This is a genomic window from Providencia sp. LY12 (genome assembly GCF_057621555.1).
In genome coordinates this window covers 2,868,705-2,882,356 of the sequence record NZ_CM172594.1, presented here as the reverse complement: position 1 = coordinate 2,882,356, position 13,652 = coordinate 2,868,705, and the positions used below count along the sequence as shown (strand labels likewise).

Annotated in this window: 19 protein-coding genes; all 19 read left to right on the top strand. The window is 42.8% G+C overall.

Annotated elements, in window-relative coordinates; all coding sequences use genetic code 11:
• Positions 1-5 precede the first annotated feature (5 nt).
• On the top strand, positions 6-230 hold the full coding sequence (locus tag ACY3ZI_RS13735; RefSeq protein ID WP_006814777.1) for a hypothetical protein: 225 nt from the start codon (positions 6-8) through the stop codon (positions 228-230).
• 1 nt (position 231) lies between these two features.
• Positions 232-1,083 (top strand): helix-turn-helix domain-containing protein, encoded by an 852-nt coding sequence (locus ACY3ZI_RS13730; RefSeq protein WP_487375349.1) that lies wholly within the window; start codon positions 232-234, stop codon positions 1,081-1,083.
• A complete protein-coding gene (locus tag ACY3ZI_RS13725; protein ID WP_487375348.1) occupies positions 1,076-1,666 on the top strand; it encodes an ATP-binding protein in 591 nt (196 codons plus the stop codon). Before ACY3ZI_RS13730 ends, ACY3ZI_RS13725 begins: the two co-directional genes overlap by 8 nt.
• Positions 1,663-3,033 (top strand): replicative DNA helicase, encoded by a 1,371-nt coding sequence (locus tag ACY3ZI_RS13720; RefSeq protein WP_487375347.1) that lies wholly within the window; start codon positions 1,663-1,665, stop codon positions 3,031-3,033. The genes ACY3ZI_RS13725 and ACY3ZI_RS13720 overlap by 4 nt, the downstream gene beginning before the upstream one ends.
• A gap of 196 nt (positions 3,034-3,229) precedes the next feature.
• The gene (locus tag ACY3ZI_RS13715; protein ID WP_487375346.1) at positions 3,230-3,466 is read left to right on the top strand and encodes a hypothetical protein; all 237 of its coding nucleotides are present in this window, start codon (positions 3,230-3,232) and stop codon (positions 3,464-3,466) included.
• On the top strand, positions 3,463-3,996 hold the full coding sequence (locus ACY3ZI_RS13710; RefSeq protein ID WP_487375345.1) for a hypothetical protein: 534 nt from the start codon (positions 3,463-3,465) through the stop codon (positions 3,994-3,996). Before ACY3ZI_RS13715 ends, ACY3ZI_RS13710 begins: the two co-directional genes overlap by 4 nt.
• A gap of 16 nt (positions 3,997-4,012) precedes the next feature.
• Complete coding sequence (locus ACY3ZI_RS13705; protein ID WP_487375344.1) at positions 4,013-4,351, top strand: hypothetical protein; 339 nt, start codon at positions 4,013-4,015, stop codon at positions 4,349-4,351.
• Positions 4,352-4,429: 78 nt separating this feature from the next.
• Positions 4,430-5,023: a DUF1367 family protein gene (locus tag ACY3ZI_RS13700; RefSeq protein WP_487375343.1), complete on the top strand. Its 594-nt coding sequence runs from the start codon at positions 4,430-4,432 to the stop codon at positions 5,021-5,023.
• An 11-nt stretch (positions 5,024-5,034) separates the two neighbouring features.
• Positions 5,035-5,349, top strand: a complete 315-nt coding sequence (locus ACY3ZI_RS13695; RefSeq protein WP_006660871.1) for a Ref family recombination enhancement nuclease — start codon at positions 5,035-5,037, stop codon at positions 5,347-5,349.
• A 34-nt stretch (positions 5,350-5,383) separates the two neighbouring features.
• Positions 5,384-5,935, top strand: a complete 552-nt coding sequence (locus tag ACY3ZI_RS13690; RefSeq protein ID WP_487375342.1) for a DUF1133 family protein — start codon at positions 5,384-5,386, stop codon at positions 5,933-5,935.
• A 200-nt stretch (positions 5,936-6,135) separates the two neighbouring features.
• Complete coding sequence (locus ACY3ZI_RS13685) at positions 6,136-6,333, top strand: TrmB family transcriptional regulator (RefSeq protein ID WP_265498469.1); 198 nt, start codon at positions 6,136-6,138, stop codon at positions 6,331-6,333.
• 143 nt (positions 6,334-6,476) lie between these two features.
• Positions 6,477-7,535, top strand: coding sequence for a DNA-methyltransferase (locus ACY3ZI_RS13680; RefSeq protein ID WP_487375341.1), 1,059 nt, complete (start codon positions 6,477-6,479; stop codon positions 7,533-7,535).
• Positions 7,536-7,635: 100 nt separating this feature from the next.
• The gene (locus tag ACY3ZI_RS13675) at positions 7,636-8,049 is read left to right on the top strand and encodes a putative holin (RefSeq protein WP_006661481.1); all 414 of its coding nucleotides are present in this window, start codon (positions 7,636-7,638) and stop codon (positions 8,047-8,049) included.
• The gene (locus tag ACY3ZI_RS13670; RefSeq protein ID WP_006661482.1) at positions 8,049-8,417 is read left to right on the top strand and encodes a hypothetical protein; all 369 of its coding nucleotides are present in this window, start codon (positions 8,049-8,051) and stop codon (positions 8,415-8,417) included. Before ACY3ZI_RS13675 ends, ACY3ZI_RS13670 begins: the two co-directional genes overlap by 1 nt.
• The gene (locus ACY3ZI_RS13665) at positions 8,414-8,896 is read left to right on the top strand and encodes a TIGR02594 family protein (RefSeq protein ID WP_487375340.1); all 483 of its coding nucleotides are present in this window, start codon (positions 8,414-8,416) and stop codon (positions 8,894-8,896) included. The genes ACY3ZI_RS13670 and ACY3ZI_RS13665 overlap by 4 nt, the downstream gene beginning before the upstream one ends.
• Before the next feature lies 1 nt (position 8,897).
• The gene (locus tag ACY3ZI_RS13660; RefSeq protein ID WP_487375339.1) at positions 8,898-9,437 is read left to right on the top strand and encodes a hypothetical protein; all 540 of its coding nucleotides are present in this window, start codon (positions 8,898-8,900) and stop codon (positions 9,435-9,437) included.
• Between the two features lie 61 nt (positions 9,438-9,498).
• A complete protein-coding gene (locus tag ACY3ZI_RS13655) occupies positions 9,499-10,518 on the top strand; it encodes a terminase small subunit (RefSeq protein WP_487375338.1) in 1,020 nt (339 codons plus the stop codon).
• Positions 10,519-10,716: 198 nt separating this feature from the next.
• Complete coding sequence (gene terL, locus ACY3ZI_RS13650) at positions 10,717-12,120, top strand: phage terminase large subunit (RefSeq protein ID WP_487375337.1); 1,404 nt, start codon at positions 10,717-10,719, stop codon at positions 12,118-12,120.
• Positions 12,121-12,124: 4 nt separating this feature from the next.
• Entirely contained in the window at positions 12,125-13,642 is a 1,518-nt protein-coding gene (locus ACY3ZI_RS13645) for a phage portal protein (protein ID WP_487375336.1), read from the top strand.
• Positions 13,643-13,652 lie beyond the last annotated feature (10 nt).

Genomic DNA, 13,652 nt, shown 5'->3' with positions numbered 1-13,652 from the left:
GACCAATGCTAAGAACAATTGAGAAGATAACCTATCGCAATGGTTTTTTGTTGAACGGAGAACCAGCGGATAGAGAGAAAATCGAAGACGTTTTCGAGGGTAGAAGAGCTGCTGCGCTAAGCGTTTGGGAACAGTACGAACAACAAAAACAAAAGCTGCTTTCAAAGAAACTCACGCCGGAACAGTACCAGAACGCCTGCCGTGATATAGCTAAAGCACTGGGGGTGTGAAGTGAGTAATAAAATTCAAGGTTATGTTTGGGATGCTTGCGCAGTTTCTGGCGTTAAAGGTACCAAATTAATGATCATGGTTCGCTTGGCTGACTACTCGAGTGATGAAGGTGTTAGTTACCCTAGTGTAGAAACGATTAGTCGACAAATTGGAGCAGGTGTCAGCACTATTCGTAGCGCTTGTAACGAGCTTGAGCAAGATGGTTGGTTAGTTAAAAAGATGCGTAGAAATGGAAATAGAAATGCATCAAATTTGTATTTTTTGAATGTTGATAAGTTGGAAAAAATAGCACTTGAGGAAAATGCAAAACTAAGAAAATTGCGAGAAAAAGCTTCTAAATCTCACCATCCAGATTCTGAACGTTCAGATTCTGACCGTACAGAAAACAATGAAAAAGTGAGGTTTGACCCTCCAGTTTCTGGCGTTCAAGGTGGTTTTCACCCTCCAGAATCTGGAGGCGATCCATCAGTAAATTCAAGACATGATCCATCAGTAAATTCAAAAGAGGATCCATCAGTTCAGGTTGAGCCAAAAAAATCGAAGAAATTATTCGATGCAAAATTGGCTAAACCCGAAAACGTGAGTGACGAAGTTTGGTCAGATTGGATTACTTTCCGAAAGGAAATTAAAAAACCGCTGACTGAAACTATGTGCAAGCAGCAAGCAAAAAAATTAGCGAAGTGTTCTGATGCCGATGCCGTGATTTGTAATTCGATTGCAAATGGTTGGCAGGGGATATTTCCAGAGAAAGTCATAGCCAAGGTTAACAAACATAATTCGCATACTGGGTTTGGTGACAAGCACTATGAATCTCAGGATCCGCACTGGTTTGTGGGAGGTAAAAATGCCTGAACAAGATTTATTGGTTAGTGTGAATATTCCCCCGCGCTTTGCTGATGAGACATTTGAAACATTCAAAGCTGTCACGCAACCGGCTAAACATAATCTCATGATTTGCAAGCAGTACGTAGAAACGTGGGATGACAGAAAAAACGCAGGAGAGGGGCTTGTGCTGTGCGGAATGCCCGGGACTGGTAAAACCCATCTTGCAGTATCGATCGCCCGAGAGATCGCTGTAGGTTTGCAGGAATCGGTATTTATCACTACTGCGGCACGAATCATTCGCGCATTTCGTAGAACGTGGTCAGGGAATTCAGAATTTAGTGAGTTGGATGTGCTAGCAAAATATTGTGATCCTGATTTGTTGATAATTGACGAAATTGGCGTTCAGTATGGGACAGACTCAGAGCGAAATATCTTATTTGAAGTGATTAATGATCGGTACGAATATTTATTGCCGACTATTTTAGTTAGCAATTTACCGTTAAATGAGCTGGAAGAAATGCTTGGTGAACGCGTAGTAGACCGATTATTACAGGGTGGCACCGTACTGACATTCAATTGGGCAACATACCGCAGAGGTAATCATTCATGATGGATGAACGTGATTTAGAAGGCGCGGTAATCAGTGGTTTTCTTGCTGGCGGCGCTTCTCAAGATGCTTATGAGGTATTGGCCACATTACCTGAAGAGGCATTTAGTTCAGGTTATTACCAACGTGTTTACAAAGAGATTAAAAAACAAGCGTTAAGTAGTTCGCTGATAGATCCTTTTTTTATTGCTGATGCATTAGGTGACAAAGGCGATTTAGCCAACCTGCTAGAGCTGGCCAACTCACCTATTTGGAAAGCAAATTTAAAAGGGTATGCAGAGAAAGTTCATAGTTACTTTCGTGTGCGTCAAGTGTTACAGCTCATGAGTAAGTATCAATCCGCTATTACGGGGGCGGGTAATCATGAGCAAGCAGAGGAGCTTATAAGCCAGTTTGCAAATCAAGTGGGGCAACTTACCGCAGGTAGCCAAAACCTGTTACCCGTTCATCTAAATACGCTCATTGAGGGATATGTCGAAGTCCTCGAGCGCAGAAATTTAGGTGAAGATATCAGCGGTATGATCAAAACAGGCATAGAGGCCTTAGATGATAAAATCGGGGGTTTTAACCCAACTGATTTGGTATTTATCGGCGGTAGACCAGGGATGGGTAAAACTGAATTAGCGCTAACCATGATAGAGGGAATGACTCGTGATGGCGGCGGGGCATTGTTGTTTTCCATGGAAATGGCTAATCAGCAAATTGCTGAGCGTATGATCGCTGGCTCATCTCAATTATCAGTATCAACGTTGAGAAAAGCGCAATTACATGATGAAGATTGGGCGCGGTTAAGTTCTGGTCTAGCACATTTAATGGATCGGGATATTCACATCATTGATGCGAACAATTTAACGGTTGAGCAAATATGCGCAATTAGCGAAAACCATAAACGGCAATACCCAAATTTGAAAGGGGTTTTTGTTGATTACTTAGGTTTAATTAAAAAGCCAAAAGCAGAGCGTAACGACCTCGCTATAGCAGCAATTTCAGCGGGGCTAAAAGGGTTAGCTAAACGACTACACACACCAACAATCGCATTAAGCCAGCTCTCACGTGATGTTGATAAACGACCATTAAATCAACGTCGACCAGTAGCAGCTGATTTACGAGACTCAGGAAGTCTAGAACAAGACGCAGATTATATTTTATTTACTTATCGTGATGTTGTTTATAACCCCAATAGCCCTGCTAAAAATTATGCAGAAGTTATTGTAGATAAAAACCGTCACGGTGAAACAGGTACTATTTACCAAGAATTTAAGAAAGGCCACTACATGCCAACCGACCAAATTACAGCGGCTGAAGTGTCCAGAATGCAACAGCAATCACAGAGTCCTAAACCACGCAAATACGCAGAAAAGGCATTTTAAAAACTTATTGAGGCAAGACCATGACAATTAAAGATCCAATCACCGGCGAATCACTTGTTCGGTGTAATCACCCCATACTACCTGATGATGGTTTGGATCATACACCATGCCACATTGAGCGTATTCAATCAGCTGCGCGAGCAAGAACTAAGGCGCCATATCAGCAAATATTGAAACCACAAAAGCCGAGGTAGTTATGTCTGTGCAATCAAGTTACTTGCCTGATGGATTGCCTCACAATCGTGCTTTGTGGTCAGATGAATATCGCGAACTGGAGCAACTTGATTTATTCGCTAGCCGGCTAATTCGGCAACTGAAAAATCGAAAAATAAACAGAGAGCGAGTGTTGGTGGAAATTGAAAAAGCACCTGAAGCACATCAGAGGTTTTTTAGAGATAGGCTTAATTATTGGCGTGAGGTGATGAAAGTATGAAGGATTATAGCGTTACTTATGGGTGTTTTAATTTTACAGGCATCGAGTGTTCACTCCATGAATTAGATGAATATGTCCAATCATCAGATAGCTTAATTGCTGTTATTGATGGAGATACACAGCAGGTAGTAATGATTGAATGTCACTCTGTAAAAACTAACGAGGTAAACATGAAAAATAAAGCACGAGTTGCTTGTGATTATCAAGGTTATGACTTTGGCGCTCATTATCTTGATAGCCAATGTATTGATGGTTACTTATGGGATTTAGATGCTTGCGATGGTAGCGGTAATTTATACGAGCCTATGGAAACTATTCCATGCCCAAAATGTAACTCAGATGCATGGTTAGAAAATTATCGTTGGTTGTTTATCAATGATGGCGCTAATCATGGCAGTACAGGCGAACCATTTAGCAAAATTGGGCGTTTTTATATTCCAGCCGAAATTAGAGCCAAGCGCGGAGCAGTTAAGAAAATATATCGCTGGTTAAAGCGTGGTTATTACTACGGATTAAAAAATCGACATTAATCAAGAGGCAAGACCAATGGCTAAATCAGCAGCAGAACGTAAGGCGGAGCAGCGTAAACGACAAAAGCAATCAGGCGTCACTAAGATTGAGCTATTTCTAGATGAGCAAGAATTGGAAATTCTACAGAAAAATTGCGCTCTTCGTAGACCAGGAAGAGAACCGTATGATGTATCTGAATATCTTTCTATGCTCATTAGAATTGATGACCGTTCGCTAAAATCTGTGATTGAAAAGTTATCCGAGCGTCGCTGTAAAAAGTGTAGTGATAAATTACTCGTTACTGAGTGTTGCATGGATGGTGATAGCGAGTGTTGGTTAACAAGAGGCTGGCATGAACTGAAACTGGTTATATAACCATATTTACTGTATAATTTTCCTATTGGTCTGAACACCCAATTCTAATCACTTGCTGTGTCTACTGAGAGAAAAAGTATGGCACAGCATGGCTTTATCAAAATGTCTAACGACACTCTTGTACCTGCTAATCCCGCTGCGAGAGATTTTCTGCATTCAAAAATCAAATGTGGTGATGTGCTTTATGCTGATTTTAAGAAAGCACGAAACCCACGATTCCACCGTAAATACTTCGCATTGCTTAACCTAGGATATGAATACTGGGAACCAACCGGCGGTACCATTTCGCCTGAAGAAAGAGAATTGGTTCGTGGTTACGTTAAATTCCTCGCTCACTACACCGATAATGATGATGCCCTCCAATCTGCCGCCGATGTTTATCTCGATGATATAGCACAGAAACGCGCTCGCAATATTTCAGCCGCTAAATCCTTTGATGCTTTCCGTTATTGGGTAGTAGAGCAATCTGGTCACTACGAAACCTTTGAGATGCCGGATGGTAGTCTTCGCCGCGTCGCTAAATCAATCAGCTTTGCAAAAATGGATGACCTAGCCTTTGGCGAACTCTACAAAGCCACGCTCGACGTGCTTTGGAACTTCATTCTATTCCGTAAATTCCCTACACAAGAAGCAGCTGAAAATGCCGCGGCTCAGTTATTAGATTTTACTTAGAGGCAAGACCAATGACCAAAAAATCAAAGACCAAAGAAGATAAACAATGGCTATCAGATGTAGCGGAACTCGGCTGTATTTGCTGTCGCAATATGGGGTACGGGGCAAGTCTCGCAGAAATTCATCACGTGAGAACGGGGCAGGGCATGGCTCAACGAGCTAGCCACAAAGATGTTTTACCGTTATGTCCACCTCACCACCGCGCCAGCTATGACACTGGATTTCATGCAGCGCCTAAATCATGGCAAGAAATTCACGGTACGGAAGTAGAGTTGCTCGAGCAAACCAAAATTGAAGTAATGGCATTACGCGCTTGTCGCGTCTAGCAATATTGATAAATAAAGAAGTTGAGGTATTAACATGATATATCCAGAGACAAGCGGCAAGAGTGGTGAACATTTAAGATTGCGCACATTAGAGAGTACGTGGATCCGTGGGAGATTAACAATGTGGGGTTGTTGGTCTGCGTTTAGCAAATCCCCTAAAGCTGCAGGTATTTTTCAGCGATTATTAACAGAACCGAAAATTACAAAGAAAGCCCTTAAAGATGCAATGCAAAGAATGAAAAAAGAAGGACTATCAGAGGAAACCTTGCAGCTTTTTTTGGAAGAGTACCAGGATAAAAAAACACTTAGCAATATGTGGTTCTGCAGTGATACCGAAGGTGGGAAAATGGATAAGGTAATAAGCGCTGTTTTTGCACATGATCAAGGATTGTTAAATGTCTTGAAGCAGCATTATATATACAAAAAATCCTATTATGCACTAGCTCTTGAATTACATGAGAGTAAGCCATCTATATCATTATCAACGTGTAGAAGGCGAATTAAGGCTTGGTTGTCTATTGCTGAATTTATGCTTTATCGACCAATGTGTGATGAATTTGATCGGGATTATCATTATTCTGAATAAATCATTGACTTTTTGAACAATGAAGTTATAGTTTTGGTATACGCTGCGCGAAGCTATACACGCAAAGCAGTAAAGGAATTGAAAACCTCGCCATTGTGCGGGGTTTTTTGCTTTCTAATGCAAGTAAAGCTTGCTGTCACCCTTGTTCAGAGTTACATGTGTGTTCACGACCAATAACTGACCAAAGGTATAGAAATATCATGTTAAAACAGATTGATATGACAGAAGAGGCAAAAATTGTTTTAGAAGTTGTTCCACATTCCTGGTGGGCAACAATAGAAGAAATTTCAGGTTACACTGAATTAGCAAAATCACGCTGTCAGTTGATATTAACGCAACTAGCGATGGCGGGGTTTATCAAAGAAAATATCAAAGAAAACACATTTCAAAATATCTAGCGCTGTGAAAATGGGCGACCGTAAAGGTGTTGGTAGCACCCTTGCGGTCATTCGCCCGTACCGGTAGATCACGGACAAACTAAAGCCCACTGCTTATGTGCACAAAGCATGGTGGAGCTTATCAAAAAAGGTTTCCCTGATCTATGAAAAATACTGTAAATTTAAACAGTGTCAATTTAGTTAATGATGATTCGCTCAGCTATATAAAAACACTTCCGGACAACTGTATTGATTTAATCGCAACTGACCCGCCTTACTTTCAGGTTAAGGCATGTAGTTGGGATAATCAGTGGGAAAATGTTACTGCATATCTATCGTGGCTTGACGAAATGCTGACTGAGTTTTGGAGGGTGTTAAAGCCGACTGGTAGCCTTTATATGTTTTGTGGCTCAAAGCTGGCGGCTGATACGGAAATATTAGTGCGTGAGCGGTTCAACATTTTAAATCATATCATTTGGGCTAAACCGTCAGGACCATGGCGAAGAGCGTGTAAAGCTGATCTTCGTAGTTTTTTCCCGAGCACGGAACGTATTATTTTTGCTGATCACTACCAAAGCCCTTACAAGGGAAAAAGTAGCGAGTATTTGCAGCAATGTCGTGAACTAAAAGAAAACGTGCTTAAGCCTTTGATTGAATATTTTAAGCAGGCTCGAGACTCTTTATGTATCACGGCAAAAGAAATTCATAGCGCAACGGGTAAGCAAATGGCTTCCCATTGGTTTGGTTATAGCCAATGGCAATTACCAAGTGAAACGGATTATTTGAAGCTTCAAGAGTTATTCAAGCGCATTGCTGAGGAAAAGTTAAGCCATAACCCATTAAATCGCGAACATGCAGATCTAGCGAGTGAACAAGGCGCGTTAAGGCGTGAATATCATGAGCTAGCAGCGCAATACCAATTATTACGTCGTCCTTTTACTGTGACCGTCGATGTTCCTTATACGGATGTTTGGATCTATCCACCAGTGCAGTATTACCCTGGTAAACATCCATGTGAAAAACCCGCTGAGATGATGGAACACATTATAAATAGTAGTAGTCGAGAGGGGGATATGGTTGCCGATTTTTTCATGGGCTCTGGCGCCACAATAAAAGCTGCATTGAAACTTAATCGGCGTGTTATTGGTGTTGAATTAGAAACAGAACGTTTTGAGCAAACAAAGTTAGAAATTGAGCAGAATACATGGCGACAAAAGCTGTAGTGGCTAACAGCAGCCAGCCTGAGCTAAATCAGGCATTCATTCAAAGCTGCGCAATGTGTAGCTTTTTTATTATCTAAATTCCATAGAGAACAAATAATTTATGAGCACATCAATAGGGATAACCCTCGGTGCTGCTGGTGGCGGTGCTATGGGTGGGTTCCTTATTGGTGCCGACTATGGCGTCGTGCTAGGAGCTATTATCGGAGCATCAGCCTCAGTTATTGCATCCAGAGATAATAACCGGAGAAAGATACTTCATTTTATTTTAGCTCTTGGTGCGGGGATCCTTATTGCTAAAGAGGCTTCCGATGTTATTTCGCAGATATGGAGTTGGGATATTAGCCCCAAAATAATGGCAATTGTTATTTCGGCATTGCTTATCCCGGTCCTCGTTCTTGCTGCAAATAGAGATAACCTCAAAAAGCTATTTAGCCGGGTCTTTACCTCGATAGATAAAAACTTCAGCAGTGTCACGCAAGCCATTAAAGATTGGCGAAATAAAGGAGGTAGCTAATGAGTGCCGTCCTTAATTACTTAAATAGCATTTCGCTCTGGGTAGACAGTCATCCACTTGAAACAGTCGATATTTTTCTTTTGCTGGCGTCTGCGGTAACGGTATTCCTTTGTCGGTATGCAAAACATCGTGACTCTATTGTTGGTACCGCTCTGTTTATTTGCTGGGTTTATCAAATATACGAGACCTTAGTTGGTGATCGTATTTCTGCACCATCAGATGTGCTTTTTGATGGTGTTATCTTCCTCGTTATTTTCTCTGCCGGTGGCAACATTATGTCTATTGTTGTTATCAGCAAACTTATAGAAAAAGTTAAATCAATCGGGTTGCTGATGATGCGACCGTTTACTTTTAAGGTGAAGAAATGACAGAACCTAAATGGCTCCTTGAAGCCAGAAAAGAAATTGGTGTATCTGAACATACCGATTCAGGCTCAAAAGCAGTCGACCAGATGTGGATTGATAGTAAGTTGCGCGGCTTAGTTGGCACGGCTCGTAAAGTTCCTTGGTGTGCTGGCTTCGTCAATGCCATGTTAGAGCGTGCTGGTATTCGTTCGACTCGCTCTGACTCATCTCGTTCATACCTGAATTACGGTATGAAATTATCCGAACCTAAATATGGGTGTGTTGTAACTTTCTCTCGTGATGGTGGTGGTCATGTCGGTTTCGTTGTTGGCAAGACAGAATCAGGCTCATTACTGGTATTGGGCGGTAATCAATCCGATGCTGTTAACATCAAAGCGTTTAAGACGGACCGTGTAACTGGTTACTGTTATCCAGAAGGTGTGGAAATCGATACCCGACCGCTGCCAATCGGTGATGCTGCGCTGTCAGTGAAAGAATCTTGATATGAGTACGCTGACTAAAGTATTAACTGGTGTTTGTGTGATCCTCGCGGTGTGGTTGTGTTGGGTGATTCGTGACTATGGTGATTTGAAGGGCGATTACACTGCACTGGAAAAAGATAATACTCAGCTAAAAGGGGATAACACGCAGCAAGCTAAAGTTATTGCCACCCAGTCATTTGAGTTTAATCGTTTTAACCAAATAGCCACCACCGCTTATCGTTATGGGATTTCCACTGATGCGAACTCAGAAAATAGAGTTATTGAGTACAGGAAAATACTTCAAAAAGAGCCTACCTGTGATTTGTACATTCCTGATGATATTGGTAACAGGTTGTACAACTACACAAAAGGTTTACGTTCCAGCGCAATGCACACCGATACCGGAGTCGTTAACCGAGCCGATGATAGTGCCATTACCTCCAGCAAGATAACGTATTGCCAAGCTGTTTACTGGATAGACCCATTAATATCAACCATTGATGGTGGCAATGCACGATTTAAAGCCATTAGGGATATTGAGCAACAGCGAGCTTCCAAATAAACATCTACAAACGTCATTCATAGAGTGGCGTTGATAGAGATTTATACAGGAGATAAACACGATGGCTAAACCGGATTGGGGGACGCTACAGCAACAGTTCCTCACCGAACATGCTAAATCAGGAATATCCCCTAAAGAGTGGTGTGAAGACCAGGGACTTAATTACGCAACTGCGCGTCGATACATCAAGATATCAAATGCGCAGAGTGCGCAAAAAACTGCGCACAAGAAATTGCGCACTGCGCACGAAAAAGAATGCGCAAAAGAGCCAATACACGATAGTGATATATCAATTGCTCAGAGCGGGGAACAAGATAATGCGCACAATGATGAAAACACGTTTAACCTGCGCAACTACAAGCTTACAGACCTACAATTTCGTTTCGTCAATGAGTATCTTATCGACTTAAACCGCACAGCTGCATACAAGAGAGCCGGTGGTAAATGTGATGGCCATAATGCCTACGCTAGCGCAAGTCAGATATATAGAAATATTGAGGTCAATCGAGCAATCAGAGACGCGCTAGCTGAACGAGAACGCAGAACTGAGATAACCCAAGATGCCGTATTAAAAATGTGGTGGGATATTGCGACTGCAGACGTTAACGAGCTGACTGAATATCGTCGATTGTGTTGTCGTCATTGCTGGGGCTTTGGTTTTAATTATCAGTGGCGTGATGCGGTCGAATATGAAGATGCCGTGAAAAAAGCCACGGTGGCAAATAAACCACCTCCAAAAGATGTTGGTGGCTACGGTTACGATGACACGTTAGACCCTAACCCTGATTGCCCTCGATGTAATGGCGCGGGTATTGGTCGTGCGCATTTTCATGATACGCGTGATTTAGCCGGCGCAGCTCGTCGTTTATTCGCCGGCGTGAAAGAGGGTAAGTTTGGTGTTGAGGTGATCACTCGTAATCAAGATGATGCGCTTAAAATGGTTGCCCAGCATTTAGGCATGCTGAAAAACAGAACTGAAGTAACTGGTGCGGATGGTGGGCCCATTCAATCAACAGGAATCGATCTAAGCCACTTAAGTTTTGAGCAGCTCATGCAGTTGAGGAAAAAATCGAAAAGTTGACCTTATTTAACATAATGGTGCTTACATGCCCTGCGACTTTTCAACTCAATTAAAATATAACTCTAAACCGATAAAAGCCTAAATCTTCTCTTTGAATTTGGGCTCTTTATTTGTTGCTAATTTGTTATCAAAAACTCATTTTCCGTTTCACTGTCCTTTTGAAGTGAAGTGGCTATTTCTTACATTTTAGGTATGGCTATGGATATCGATTTCAGCTTATTTGATGAAGAGATCGAAAGGGAGATAGCACGCCGTAGTTTGCATGAATTCATTCAGTATATAAACCCTGAATACATCACGAGCCATTTCTCTAAAACGGTGTGTGATGCGCTCGATAGGTTTATCATTAAGATGATGAATGGTGAGCGACCGGTGATTATTTTAGGCGCTCCCCCTCAGCACGGTAAGTCCGATATTGTTTCTCGCTACTTACCTGCTTACATCTTTGGTAAATATCCCGATCTGCGTATAGCGGGTTTGTCGTACGGCAAAGACCTAGCCAGTGATATGAACCGTGATGTGCAGCGGATCATGATGAGCGACGAATACGCTGCGCTGTTCCCTTTGTCATGTTTGAATGCCAAGCGCGTTGTTACCATCGAGGTAGAAGCAAAGCGTAACTCAGAAACGTTCGAAATTGTGGGTAGAAAAGGGACATATATCAGTCAGGGTGTCGGTGGTCCATTAACAGGTAAAAAAGTTGATCTTGGTATTATCGATGACCCCATAAAAAACGCCAAAGAAGCATTAAGCCCAACGACCAAGCAGTCAGTCTGGAACTGGTATGTGTCCACATTTAAAACCCGCTTATCGAAAAATAGTGGCGAGATCATTATGGCTACACGATGGGCAACCGATGATTTATCGGGTCGTGTAATCGAAAATAACAAAAAGGCGATAGTATTAGAATTTCCAGCTATTAATGACGATGGGGAAGCCCTAGTTCCTGAATTGCACCCAATTGACAAACTTCTAGAGACTAAAGCAATCCTTGGTGATTATTTTTGGTCTGCCATGTATCAACAAAAACCTAAGCCGGGTGATGGTCAAATCTTCCATGAAGAGTTTGCGCACTATTACTTGCCAAAAGATCTGCCTGAGTCCTTTGATGAAATTATTCACAGCTGGGATATGACCTTTAAAGATAGCGATGGTACCGACTATGTAGTAGGACAAGTCTGGGGTAAGAAGGGGGCGAATGCGTATTTGTTGTATCAGATTCGTAAGCGTATGAGCTTCACGGAAACACTCAAAGCCGTGAAGCTATTGGTTGAGAAATATCCACAGGCGAGGAGAAAGCTAGTAGAGGATAAAGCTAACGGTCCTGCGGTCATTGATTCACTAAAATCCATTATTTCAGGTCTTGTTCCGATTGAACCAGATGGTAGCAAAATCGCCCGCGCACACGCCTGTACAGCAGAATGGGAAGCCGGAAACGTCTGGCTACCACACAAAGCTATTGCACCGTGGATCACTGAAACGGTGGATGAAATCACAACGTTCCCGTTTGCTGGTCATGATGACACTGTGGATGCCATGACACAGGCACTGCGTTATCTGTTCCAGAAAAAGAAAGGCGGTTTCTTTACAACCAAGAGGTAATTCTATGTGGCCGTTTAAAAGGCGAAAAATTGCAGAGCAGATTGCACCGCCGAAGCGGTCAGCGTTTACCACGGATTTGTATCCTGCATTAGCAAAAGAGAATGGGTTTAACGGGTTAGCATTACCGCAGCCGATGATTAACGGTGTGGGGATGGACAGTATTGATACCTCCGTTCCCTCATTTAAAGGTGAGCAAGTTTATGGCGTTCCCGAGTCACAGGCGGCTTGGTATGCCTCGCAAATGTTTATTGGCAACAATATGTGCGCCATCATTGCGAAGCATTGGCTAGTTGATAAGGCCTGCAACATGCCAGCTCGTGATGCTATCCGTCAGGGCTATGTTGTTGATTGCGATAATGACGATGATAGCGCGATTAGCAAGAAGCTACGCAAGCGCGATAAAAAGTATCGCATACAACATCAACTCAAGGAGCTAATTCACTTTGGACGCGTGTACGGTGGTCGATTGGCTCTGTTCGTGGTGGAAACATCAAATCCTAAAGAATGGTATGAGAATCCGTTTAATCTCGATGGTGTGACTAAGGGGATGTACAAGGGGATTAAGCAAATTGATCCACAGTGGGTAGCGCCTGATTTAACTGACTCCAACATTCAAGACCCGGCAAGCATGGATTTCTACGAGCCGACGTATTACGTCATCGGTGGCCGTAAATACCATAAATCGCACTTTGTTAAGTTTGTGCCGTTCCCTGTGCCTAATGTACTTAAGCCACTTTATAACTACTTTGGTGTATCAGTGCCAGAGCGCATTTATGAGCGTGTCTATGCATCAGAACGTACAGCCAATGAAGCACCGCAACTGGCAATGACCAAACGGTTATTAACTATTGGCATGGCTGACCCTGAAGGAGCAGATAAAAGTACTATTCAGGAGAACATGATTTATTTCATGGAGATGCGCGATAATTATGGCGTACAGGTGATGGGGAAAGAGGACGTTGCTCAGCAGTTCGATACTTCGTTAGCGGATTTAGATGCCACCATTATGACGCAGTACCAGTTAGTTGCAGCGGCGGCAAACGTACCTGCTACTAAGTTGCTGGGTACCACACCAAAGGGATTTAATGCCACTGGTGAGTATGAAGAATCGAACTACCGTGAAGAGCTAGAAAGCGTCCAATCAAACGACTTAGACGAACTTTTACAGCGACATTACGACATGTTGATGCGCAGCGAAGATCTACCACTGACTGAAATATCAGTGACGTGGGCGCCACTCGATAGTCCAACGGCAGCAGAGAGCGCCGATATTGAGTTGAAATCAGCTCAGACGGATGCGGCTCTAGCGGCTACAGGCGCCATTGATGGTTTAGATATTCGTAAAAAAATTGCAGCCGATAAAGAGTCGAGTTATTACGGCATTGATGTGAACGAGAGTGATTATGTCGAGACGAATACGAGTTCGAACGAAAAAGGCGAGGTGGGCAACCTCCCGACAAGCGGTATTGAAGGGCAAGCCTCTACAGTACTCAGCAGCGCCGCCCAGCCGTTACCATCGTGACATGTCACGG